The sequence below is a fragment of the Quisquiliibacterium sp. genome, assembly GCF_982640115.1.
The window spans coordinates 1-10,357 of record NZ_CEXFHW010000145.1 but is presented as its reverse complement, the minus strand read 5'-3'; the positions used below and the strand labels follow the sequence as shown (position 1 = coordinate 10,357).

The following is a 10,357-nucleotide window of genomic DNA, read 5'->3' as shown; positions in this document are numbered from 1 at the left end:
GCACTGCGCCATGGTCAGCACCCCCGACCAGGCCTCGGCCAGGTCCATGAACTGGCCCCAGTTCACCCGCCGGTCGGTGTAGGCCGCGAAGCGCGGATCCCGGGCCCACTCGGGATGGCCGGCGGCCTCGCACATCGACTGGAAGGTCTTCTCGCTGGCCACCGCCACCATCAGGTAGCCGTCGGCGCAGGCAAGCGGCCCGAACATCGGCCGCCCCATGGGCGGCACCTCGAACTGCGCGCTCTGCAGTTCGGTGAGCGTGAAGCCGAGCATGGTCTCGAGCATGGACACATCGACGAACTGGCCGCGACCGGTCACATGGCGCTGATGCAGCGCGGCGGCGATGCCGCCGAAGGCATAGGCGCCCGAGGCGACATCGGCCACGAAGATGCCGCAGTAGTCGGGCCGGGTTCGGCCTTCCTGGTAGCGCAGGTGGGTGAGGTCATAGCCGGCGGCGGCATGCACCACCGGCGCATAGGCTGGCAGCTGGGAGGAGGGGCCGGTCTGGCCGTAGCCCGAGATGGCGCAGTAGATGAGGCGCGGGTTCAGCGGGGCGAGGCTCTCCCAGTCGAGCCCGAGCCGCTTCATCACGCCGGGCCGGAAGTTCTCGAGCAGGATGTCCGCGCCGGCCACGAGGGTGCGGGCGGCCTGCTGCGCAGCCGGTGATTTCAGGTCGAGCACCACGCTCTTCTTGCCGGCATTGAGCTGGCCGAAGGCGGTGCTCGCGCCGGCGCGCAGCGGCGGGCGGGTGCGCATCATGTCGCCTTCCGGCGCCTCGATCTTGATCACCTCGGCGCCCATGTCGGCGAGCAAGCGGCTGCAGTGCGGGCCGGCGATGGTGGTGGTGAAGTCGATGACCCGAAGTCCGGCGAAGGCCTTGTCCATGGCGGGGTGCTCCTGGTGAGGGCTGGCGCGGCATGATGGCAGGCCGCGCCCTTGCCGGCCACGCCGATCGCGCCTGATCGACACGCCGGGGCTGCCAGGCCCCCGCCGGCCGGATCGGGCTCATGCCACAATCCGCGTCCGTCGCCACGCCGCGTGCGCGGCGTTCTACAGCCGGTTTTTGCCGTTCTACAGTGAGGATCCGATGGTTCAACGCATGAAGTTCTACATCGACGGCGCCTGGGTCGACCCGGTCGCGCCCAAGAGCCGTCCCGTCGTCAACCCGGCCACCGAGCAGGCGATGTACGACATCGCGCTGGGTTCGGCCGCCGATGTGGACAAGGCCGTGGCCGCCGCGCGGCGCGCCTTCGAGACCTTCTCGCAGACCAGCCGCGAGGAGCGCGTGGCCCTGCTCACCCGCATCATCGAGGTCTACAAGTCGCGCATGAAGGACATCGGCGCGGCCATCTCCGACGAGATGGGCGCCCCGCTGGGCTTTGCCGAGAAGGTGCAGGCCGGCGCCGGTCTGGGCCACATCGTCTCCACGCTCGACGTGCTCAAGAACTACCACTTCGAGGAGCAGCTCGGCGCGGCCATGGTCGTGCGCGAGCCGATCGGCGTGGTCGGCATGATCACCCCCTGGAACTGGCCGCTGAACCAGATCACCTGCAAGGTGGCTCCGGCGCTGGCCGCGGGCTGCACCATGATCCTCAAGCCCTCCGAGTTCACGCCCTCGTCGGCGCTGATCTTCGCCGAGGTGCTCCACGAGGCGGGTGTGCCGGCGGGCGTGTTCAACCTGGTGAACGGCCTGGGCCAGGAAGTGGGCGCGGCCATGAGCGGCCATCCCGGCATCGACATGATCTCCTTCACCGGCTCCACCCGCGCCGGCATCGATGTCGCGCAGCGCGCGGCCACCACGGTCAAGCGGGTGAGCCAGGAACTCGGCGGCAAGTCGCCCAATGTCATCCTCGATGACGCCGACCTGCAGAAGGCGGTCGGTGGTGGCGTGGCCCATGTGTTCAACAACTCGGGCCAGTCGTGCAACGCGCCCACCCGCATGCTGGTGCCGCAGTCGAAGATGGACGAGGTGATCGCGATCGCCCGCGCCGTGGCCGACAAGACCCGCTGCGGTGACCCGCGCGCGGCCGATTCCAACATCGGCCCGGTGGTGTCCTCGATCCAGTACGAGAAGATCCAGGCCCTGATCCGCAAGGGCATCGAGGAAGGCGCCACGCTGGTCTCGGGTGGTCCCGGCCGTCCCGATGGCTACGACAAGGGCTACTTCGTGAAGCCCACCGTCTTCGCCAATGTCACCAACGAGATGACCATCGCGCGCGAGGAGATCTTCGGCCCGGTGATCTCGATCATGGGCTACCAGGACGAGGACGAGGCGGTGCGCATCGCCAACGACACGCCCTATGGTCTGGCGGGCTATGTGTCGGCTGGTTCGGTCGAGCGGGCCCGCAAGGTGGCCCGTCAGATCCGTGCCGGCAATGTCAACCTGAACGGCTCGCCCAACGAGCGTGGTGCGCCCTTCGGCGGCTACAAGCAGTCGGGCAACGGCCGCGAGTGGGGCCGCTTCGGCCTGGAGGAGTACCTCGAGGTCAAGGCGATCGCCGGCTACGGCACCTGAGCCTGCCGGCGGGCGGGGCTGCATGCCCCGCCCGGCGCGCGCGCCGGGCGGCGAGATCGCAGGCCCGAGGCGGCGCCGCCGCCCCGTCCTAGCTGATCGCCGACTCCCGTTCGTCGGGGGGCGCATCCTGCGGGTTCACCCCGATCAGCCGCGACACCCGCACCGGCACCCCTTCACGCTGGAACAGCGCCACCCGCTCCTGCACCTCGCGGTCGGCCACCGTCATGCGCAGGCGCAGGCGGACATACTCGGCCCAGGACGCGATCACGAAACGCTCCACGAAGCGGCCGCTTTCGCCGACATCACGGTAGACCCGCCAGCTTGCCGCGCCGTTGCGCCGCCGCGTGGGCTCCACCGCGTGGATCGCGCGCAGGAAGCCGGCCTCGTTGTCGGGGTCGATCCGGTAGTCGAGCTGCACCAGCACCGGGCCGTCATGCGGCAGCGGCTCGATCGCCATGGCGATATCGGGCAGCTGCACCCCGGTGGTCACCTCGGCCTCGGTGCCCAGGCTCACCGGAAAGCGCCGGTTCAGCAGATGCAGGCCGAACATGGCCACTGCCGAGATCGCCAGCGCCACCTGGGTACCGGCGAGGGTGGCCACCAGTCCCCACCAGGCGCTGCCCAGGGCCAGACTCACCTGCACCGCCACCAGCGTGACCGAGACCGCGCGCGCCCGAACCCAGGCCGGCGCGGTGCTCTGCGTGCCGGCCGACAGCCCGGCCAGCACGCTCACCCACGCGATGCCCACACCCACCGCGCCGGCCAGCGCGATCACGGTGATGTGCGAGACCGCCACCACGCAGGCGGCGACGATCCACAGCAGCACGCCGCGGCTGACCACGGTGTCGAGATCCATGCGCTTGAGACGCTGCGGGATCCAGAGCGCGCCGGCCACCGCGCCCAGGCCGAAGCCGGCCGAGAGCAGGCCGAAGCCGCCCGCGCCCATCTCGAGCTGGTCGCGTGCGATCACGGGCAGCAGCGCCCAGAAGCTGCTCGCCCCCAGGCAGAAGCTGACATTGCGGATCACCAGGGCGCGCATCGCCGGGGTGTGACGGGCAAAGCGCAGGCCGCTCTGCACGCCCGAGAGCAGCTTCTCGGGTACCCCGGGCAGCGAGGGTTCGCGCGGCTTCCAGCCGCGCACCACCAGGATGAAGGGCAGGGCGCAGGCCGCTGCGGCGAGGAAGGCGCTGCCCGAGCCCAGCCAGGCGGCGATCGCGCCCGCCAGCGCCGGGCCCACCGCACGCGCCATGTTGAACGAGACCGCCCCGAGCGCCACTGCCCGCGGCAGTTCCTCGCGCGAGACCAGCTCGTTGACGCTGGCCTGTTGTGCCGGCGTGGCCAGCATGAAGCCCGAGCCGATCAGGAAGGTGAGCGCGAGCAGGATGCCCGGCCCGATCAGGCCGGCCAGGGTGGTCAGGCCGAGGATGGCCATGCTGGCCAGGGCGACGCTCTGGGTGATCAGGATGATGCGCCTGCGCTCGAAGAGATCGGCCAGCGCGCCTGCCACCAGACCGAAGAGCAGGGCGGGCGCCGTGCTCGCGGTCTGGACCAGGGCGACCATGAGCGCCGAGGGGGTGAGGGTGGCCATCAGCCACGCGGCCATGGTTGCCTGCATGGTGAAGCCCAGGGACACGCCCAGGCCGCCGAGGTAGTAGTGCCGGAACGGCGCGTGACGCAGCGGCGATCCCCGGAACCCCAGGCGCAGGCGGGCGGGCAGACGAAAACTCACCCCGTGATTGTAGGCGCTGCCGCTGGCGGGCGACGCTGAGCCGGCTGCGCCCTCGGGGTCAGCTGCGCGCCCGCCGCTGCAGCAGGGCGGTGAGCACCAGGCCCAGGGCGAGCAGGCCGAGCCCGTTGACCGTCTTGACCCGCTCGAAGCCGATGCTCTGGCCCAGGCGTGCCACCACCGCCACCCCGGCCGACTGACCGATGAACAGCGACAGCGCGAAGGCCGAGATGGCGGTGCCGCGCTGGCTCGGCGTCATCTGCGTGGCCAGCGTCTGCAGGGTGTTGTGCATCATGAAGAAGCCGGCGCCGGTGATGGCGCACTTGAGCGATTCGAGCGCCCAGTGGGGGCCGCCGGTGCTGAGCGTGCCCGCGCAAAGCACCATGGCGCCCACCAGCGCCATGCCGCGCTCGCCGAGCCGGGCCACCAGCCAGCGCCCGAGCAGCGCCACCGTCAGGCCGCCCGCGCCGTAGCCGGCGGCGGCCATGCCGGTCTGCCAGAGCGCCAGGCCGTGGGCCTCGTGCAGCCAGGAAGGCAGCAGCGCGAGCGTGCCGAAGTTCAGGGCGCCCTCCACCAGCACCAGGGCCAGGATGATCCGCGCCCAGCGCTCGCGCAGCACCGCGCCGAAGGCACGCAGCGGGTTGCCGCCGGCCTGCGCGCCCGACGCCGGCGCATCGGCCTGACCCCGGCGCAGCACGCGCAGCAGGGCCATCGCCACGGCGAGAAAGACCACCGACTGGGCAAGGAAGGACATCCGCCAGCCCAGCGTGTCGGCGAACACGCCGCCGGCGATCTGCCCGACCACCACGCCCAGGGTCGAGCCGATCATGAAGCGCGCGAGGGTGAGCTGGCGCTGATGGTAGGGCACGTTGTCGCCGATCCAGGCGAGCGATACCGGGATCAGCCCGGCGCAGGCCGCGCCGCTCAGCAGCCGCAGCACGGCCAGGCTGACCGGGCCGGTGGCCAGCGCGCAGGCGCCCGAGAGCACGCAGGCGGCCAGGGTTGCCCAGGTGATCACCCGCAGCTTGCCGAGCCGGTCGGCCATCGGGCCGTAGACCAGCTGCATCAGGCCGTAGGCGACCGCGAACGCGGTGATCGCGCCGGAGAGCTCGGCGATGCCGGTGCCGAAGTCCTTCGCGAGCTGCGGCAGCATCGGATCAACCACCCGCATCGACGCCTGACTGGCGAAGGCGCCGGTGGCCAGCAGGGGCAGCAGGCGGATCGCCCGCGCGGGGTTGGCGTCGGGCGCGGCAGCGCTCGGCGCCAGCGGCGTGCGCGGATCGGACGGGTCGGTCAAACGGAATCTCCGGCGAAGTCGCATTGTCTCGCATCACCGTCTCCGGCAAGGCCGCTGCCGTCCCGTCAAGGGCCGGTTATGCTGCGGGCTGCGCATGCGCAGCCCGCGAGCGCGACGCCGGCGCGCGTCATCCATCCGCCCTCACCCATCGCCCAGCATGAGCCTTTCCCCCGCCAGGTCCGCCATCGAGATCGTGCCCTCGGTGTGCCCGCATGACTGCACCAGCACCTGCGCCCTCGAGGTCGAGCGGCTCGATGCGAACACCATCGGCCGGGTGCGCGGCTCGCAGCGCAACCCCTACACCGCCGGCGTGATCTGCGAGAAGGTGGCCCGCTACGCCCAGCGCATCCATCACCCCGACCGCCTCACCCGCCCGCTCAAGCGCGACGGCCCCAAGGGCAGCGGCCAGTTCCGCCCGATCAGCTGGGAGCAGGCCCTCGATGAGGTGGCGCAGGCCTTCATCGCCCGTGCCCAGGCGCATGGCGCGGCCACGGTCTGGCCCTACTTCTACGCCGGCACCATGGGCCTGGTGCAGCGCGATGGCATCAACCGCCTGCGTCATGTGATGGGCTATTCCCGCTGGCACTCCACCATCTGCGTGGCGCTGGCCGACAACGGCTGGATCGCCGGCACCGGCGCCAAGCGCGGCGTCGACCTGCGCGAGGCCGGCGAGCACTCGGACCTGATCGTGATCTGGGGGGGCAACCCGGTGAACACCCAGGTCAATGTCATGACCCATGCCATGGCCGCCAAGAAGCGCGGGGCCATGCTGGTGGTGATCGATCCCTACCGCACCGGCACGGCCGAGCGTGCCGACCTGCATCTGCCGGTGCGGCCGGGCACCGATGGCGCGCTCGCCTGCGCGGTCATGCATGTGCTGTTTGCCGAGGGCTTCGCCGACTGGGACTACCTGCGTGCCCACACCGACGCGCCCGACGCGCTCGCCGCCCACCTGCGCGAGCGCAGCCCGCAGTGGGCGCAGCAGATCACCGGCCTGCCGGCGGAGGACATCATCGCCTTCGCGCGTCTGTATGGCCGCGCGAAGGCGCCCTTCATCCGCGCCCATCACGGCTTCTCGCGCCAGCGCAACGGCGCGGTCAACATGCACGCGGTGAGCTGCCTGCCGGCGGTGGTCGGCGCCTGGCAGCGGCGCGGTGGCGGAGCGGTCTACGGCCACACCGGCATCTATCCGCTCGACCGAAGCCTCATCGAGGGTCTCGATCGGGTCGACACCTCGGTGCGCGCGCTCGACCAGTCACGCCTCGGCCCCATCCTCACCGGAGATCCCGATGCGCTCGCTGGCGGCCCGCCGGTCACCGCGCTGCTGGTGCAGAACACCAACCCGGCGGTGGTCTGCCCCGAACTCGGCAAGGTGCACGAGGGCCTTTCGCGCGAGGATCTGTTCACCTGCGTGCACGAGCAGTTCATGACCGAGACCGCGGCCTTCGCCGACATCGTCCTGCCGGCCACCATGTTCCTCGAGCATGATGACTTCTACACCGCCTCGGGCCACACCACCTTCCAGGTGGCGCGCAAGGTGGTCGAGGCGCCGGGCGAGTGCCGCGAGAACCACTTCGTGATCTGCGAGCTCGCCCGCCGGCTGGGTGCCGAGCATCCGGGCTTCGGCATGAGTGCCTGGGAGATCATGGACGAGACCCTGCGCCGCTCCGGCCTCTGGGATGCGCAGACCAACTGGGAGCGCGGCGGTCAGGACTGCGCGCTGCCCTTCGAGACCGCGCATTTCCTCGATGGCTTCGCCTGGCCCGACCGGCGTTTCCGCTTCAGACCCGACTGGTCGCGCATGGGGGGGCGCTGGCGCGAGATGCCCACGCTGCCCGACCACTTCGATGTCATCGACCAGACCGATGCGCAGCGACCGTACCGGCTGGTCGCCGCGCCGGCGCGCACCTTCCTCAACTCCACCTTCACCGAGACCCCGGGTTCCCTGCAGCGCGAGAAGCGTCCCACCGCGCTGATCCACCCCGAGGTCTGCGCCGAACTGGGCCTGGCCGAGGGCGACCCGGTGGTGATCGGCAACCGGCAGGGCGAGATCACCGTGCACGCCCGCCCCCAGGGCGGGCAGCAGCGCTCGGTGGTGGTGCTCGAGGGCATCTGGCCCAACCGCCACTTCTCGGGCGGCATGGGCGTGAACCTGCTCACCTCGGCCGAACCCGGCTATCCCAATGGCGGCGCGGCCTTCCACGACACCGCTGTCTGGCTTCGCAAGGCGAACTGACCATGGCAAGAATCCAGGCCTCTCCCGCACTCGCTCGGCTGCGCATCCTCGATCTCACCCGCGTGCGCGCCGGGCCTACCTGCGTGCGCCAGTTCGCCGACTTCGGCGCCGATGTGATCAAGGTCGAGACCCCCGGCGACGAGGATCTCGGCGGTGCCCGCGATGGTTCCGACTTCCAGAACCTGCACCGCAACAAGCGATCGATCACCCTCGACCTGAAGGCGCCCGCCGGCCGCGACATCTTCCGTCGTCTGGTGGCCACCGCCGATGTGGTGGTCGAGAATTACCGGCCCGATGTGAAGGACCGGCTGGGCATCGACTATGCCTCGCTGCGGGCGATCAACCCGCGGATCATCCTGGCCAGCATCTCGGGCTTCGGCCAGGACGGCCCCTATCGCGACCGGCCGGGCTTCGATCAGATCGCGCAGGGCCTGTGCGGGATCATGTCGGTCACCGGCTTCCCCGGCCAGGGCCCGCTGCGGGCCGGCGCGGCGGTGGCCGATGTCACTGCCGGGCTGCTCGCCGCGCTGGGCATCATGACCGCGCTGCTCGAGCGCGAGGTGAGCGGCGAGGGGCAGTGGGTGCAGTCGAACCTGCTGCAGGCCGGCATCACGCTGCTCGACTTTCAGGCCGCCCGCTACACCATGGACGGCCAGGTGCCGCCGCAGGTGGGCAACGACCATCCCACCAGCATGCCCACCTCGGCCTATCGCACCGCCGACGGCCATATCAACGTGGCCGCCTCGGGCAGCGTGATGTGGCTGCGGCTGTGCGAGGCCATCGGCCGCCCCGAGCTTGCCGACGATCCGCGCTTCCGGCGTGCCGACGACCGCGCCGCCAACCGGGCCGCGCTCGCCGCCGAGATCGAGACGGCGCTGCAGACGCGGCCGAGCGCCGAGTGGGTCAGCCGGCTCAACGACGCGGGCGTGCCCTGCGGCCCCATCTATCGCATGGACGAGGTCTTTGCCGACCCGCAGGTGAAGCATCTCGGCGCGGCCGCACCGGTGAGTCATCCGCGGCTGGGCACGCTCAACATCCTCAATCAGGCGGTGCGCCTGTCGCGCACGCCGGCCGCGCTGGCCACCGCCACGCCCGAGCGTGGCGAGCACACCGACGAGGTGCTGCGCGAGATCGGCGTGTCCGAGGCCGAGATCGCGCTGCTGCGCGGCGGCCGGGTGATTCTCTGAGCATGCGCACCCACCGCCGACGCCTCCTGCGGTCCTTGCCTGCGCTCGCGGCGCTGCCCGCGGCGGCAGGCCGTGCGCAGTCGGCCGCCTGGCCGGCGAAACCGCTGCGGCTGGTGGTGGGCTATCCGCCCGGCGGCTCGGGCGATTTCATCACCCGGGTGGCGGCCGATGAGCTCGGTCGCGAGCTCGGCGTGCAGGTGCTGGTCGAGAACCGGCCCGGCGCCGGCGGCACCATCGCCAACGAGCTGGTGGCCCGCGCGCCGGCCGACGGCCACACCGTGCTGGTGGCCGGGCCCTTTGCGCTCACCGCGGCCCTCTACCGGCGCCTGGGCTACGACGGCAACCGCGACTTCGTGCCGATCAGCCAGCTCGCGGTCGGGCCGATGATCATCTGCGTCAACAACGAGCTGCCGGTGCGCTCGTTGCGCGAGCTGATCGCCCATGCCCGCGCCCACCCCGAGCGGCTCGCGTCGGCCGCTTCCGGCAACGGCTCCACGCCGCATCTGGCCAGCGCCCAGTTCGAGGCCGCAGCGGCGGTGAAGTTCATCACCGTGCAGTTCAAGGGCGGCGCGGCGGCGGCCACCTCCACCATCGCCGGTGACACCCAGGTGATGTTCGCCACCCCGCCCACCGTCATGAACCTCATCAAGGCCGGACGGCTGCGGGCGCTGGCGCTCACCACCGCGGCCGCCTCGCCGGCGATCCCCGGCATTGCGGGCGCGGCCGAGGCCGGCCTCCCGGGCTATGACGCGAGCTTCTCCTTCGGTCTCTACCTGCCGGCCGGCTCGCCCCCGGCGGTGGTGCGTCGCCTGCACGAGGCGGCTGCGCGCGCCATGGCCCGTCCGGGTGTGCGCGAGCGGGTCGCCAGCCAGGGCATGGATGTGGCCACCAGCGCCTCGCCCGAGGCCTTCGCCGCGCAGTTGCGCGAGGGCGCACGCGATCTGGAGCGCGCGGTGCGCGACTCCGGCGCCAAGCTGGAGTGAGGCGATGAGCGCGAGCGACGCCGACAGCCGACGCCTGGTCCCATCGCCGCGGGCCGGGAGCTGCCTGCTCTGGCCGGCGGGGTTGCGAGCCGTGGCAGGGTGCTCCGCGCCCGAGCCGGCGCCGGCCTGAGACGCTCATGGCCAATCCTGTCCGCAAGATCTGCCTTGCCCACGCCGCCCGGCTGTGGGCCGATCAGCCCGGCCTCACGCTGCTCGAGGTCGCCAACGAGGTGCGGGTTGCGGTGCGCGTGGCGCGTCCTCCGGTGCCCGGGCCGGTGCCGGGTGTGGATGCCATCCGCCAATGGCTGCTCGACGCGGTCGCCGCCGGCGAGATCCCCGCGCCCGAGGGACTCGATCGGCGCGAGAAGTCACAGCGACAGCGGCGCAAGACCTGAACCGGCAGGGCCGGCGGC

The 10,357-nt window shown here is 71.6% G+C and carries 8 protein-coding genes; 5 read left to right on the top strand and 3 right to left on the bottom strand.

Annotation, left to right across the window (positions count from 1 at the left end):
* Nucleotides 1–885 (bottom strand): CaiB/BaiF CoA transferase family protein (locus tag AC2H6A_RS14665; RefSeq protein ID WP_484274344.1); only part of this gene is annotated, 885 nt, incomplete at its 3' end.
* Between the two features lie 202 nt (nucleotides 886–1,087).
* On the opposite strand from AC2H6A_RS14665, the gene AC2H6A_RS14660 reads away from it, so the two are divergent.
* Nucleotides 1,088–2,515 (top strand): aldehyde dehydrogenase family protein, encoded by a 1,428-nt coding sequence (locus tag AC2H6A_RS14660; protein ID WP_484274343.1) that lies wholly within the window; start codon nucleotides 1,088–1,090, stop codon nucleotides 2,513–2,515.
* Between the two features lie 88 nt (nucleotides 2,516–2,603).
* Here the strand turns inward: AC2H6A_RS14660 and AC2H6A_RS14655 are convergent, their stop codons facing one another.
* The gene (locus AC2H6A_RS14655) at nucleotides 2,604–4,244 is read right to left on the bottom strand and encodes an MFS transporter (RefSeq protein ID WP_484274342.1); all 1,641 of its coding nucleotides are present in this window, start codon (nucleotides 4,242–4,244) and stop codon (nucleotides 2,604–2,606) included.
* Between the two features lie 58 nt (nucleotides 4,245–4,302).
* Nucleotides 4,303–5,538, bottom strand: a complete 1,236-nt coding sequence (locus AC2H6A_RS14650) for an MFS transporter (RefSeq protein WP_484274341.1) — start codon at nucleotides 5,536–5,538, stop codon at nucleotides 4,303–4,305.
* Between the two features lie 157 nt (nucleotides 5,539–5,695).
* On the opposite strand from AC2H6A_RS14650, the gene AC2H6A_RS14645 reads away from it, so the two are divergent.
* The 4 genes from AC2H6A_RS14645 to AC2H6A_RS14630 all read left to right on the top strand — a co-directional run bounded on the left by AC2H6A_RS14645 (nucleotide 5,696) and on the right by AC2H6A_RS14630 (nucleotide 10,339).
* Entirely contained in the window at nucleotides 5,696–7,774 is a 2,079-nt protein-coding gene (locus tag AC2H6A_RS14645) for a molybdopterin oxidoreductase family protein (protein WP_484274340.1), read from the top strand.
* A gap of 2 nt (nucleotides 7,775–7,776) precedes the next feature.
* Nucleotides 7,777–8,961: a CaiB/BaiF CoA transferase family protein gene (locus tag AC2H6A_RS14640; protein ID WP_484274339.1), complete on the top strand. Its 1,185-nt coding sequence runs from the start codon at nucleotides 7,777–7,779 to the stop codon at nucleotides 8,959–8,961.
* 35 nt (nucleotides 8,962–8,996) lie between these two features.
* On the top strand, nucleotides 8,997–9,944 hold the full coding sequence (locus AC2H6A_RS14635; protein WP_484274338.1) for a tripartite tricarboxylate transporter substrate-binding protein: 948 nt from the start codon (nucleotides 8,997–8,999) through the stop codon (nucleotides 9,942–9,944).
* A 137-nt stretch (nucleotides 9,945–10,081) separates the two neighbouring features.
* Nucleotides 10,082–10,339, top strand: coding sequence for a hypothetical protein (locus AC2H6A_RS14630; protein WP_484274337.1), 258 nt, complete (start codon nucleotides 10,082–10,084; stop codon nucleotides 10,337–10,339).
* Nucleotides 10,340–10,357 lie beyond the last annotated feature (18 nt).

Coding starts and splice junctions, on each gene's coding strand:
- AC2H6A_RS14645 (WP_484274340.1), top strand. CDS start 5,696: ATGAGCCTTTCCCCCGCCAGGTCCGCCATCGAGATCGTGCCCTCGGTG.
- AC2H6A_RS14630 (WP_484274337.1), top strand. CDS start 10,082: ATGGCCAATCCTGTCCGCAAGATCTGCCTTGCCCACGCCGCCCGGCTG.
- AC2H6A_RS14640 (WP_484274339.1), top strand. CDS start 7,777: ATGGCAAGAATCCAGGCCTCTCCCGCACTCGCTCGGCTGCGCATCCTC.
- AC2H6A_RS14660 (WP_484274343.1), top strand. CDS start 1,088: ATGGTTCAACGCATGAAGTTCTACATCGACGGCGCCTGGGTCGACCCG.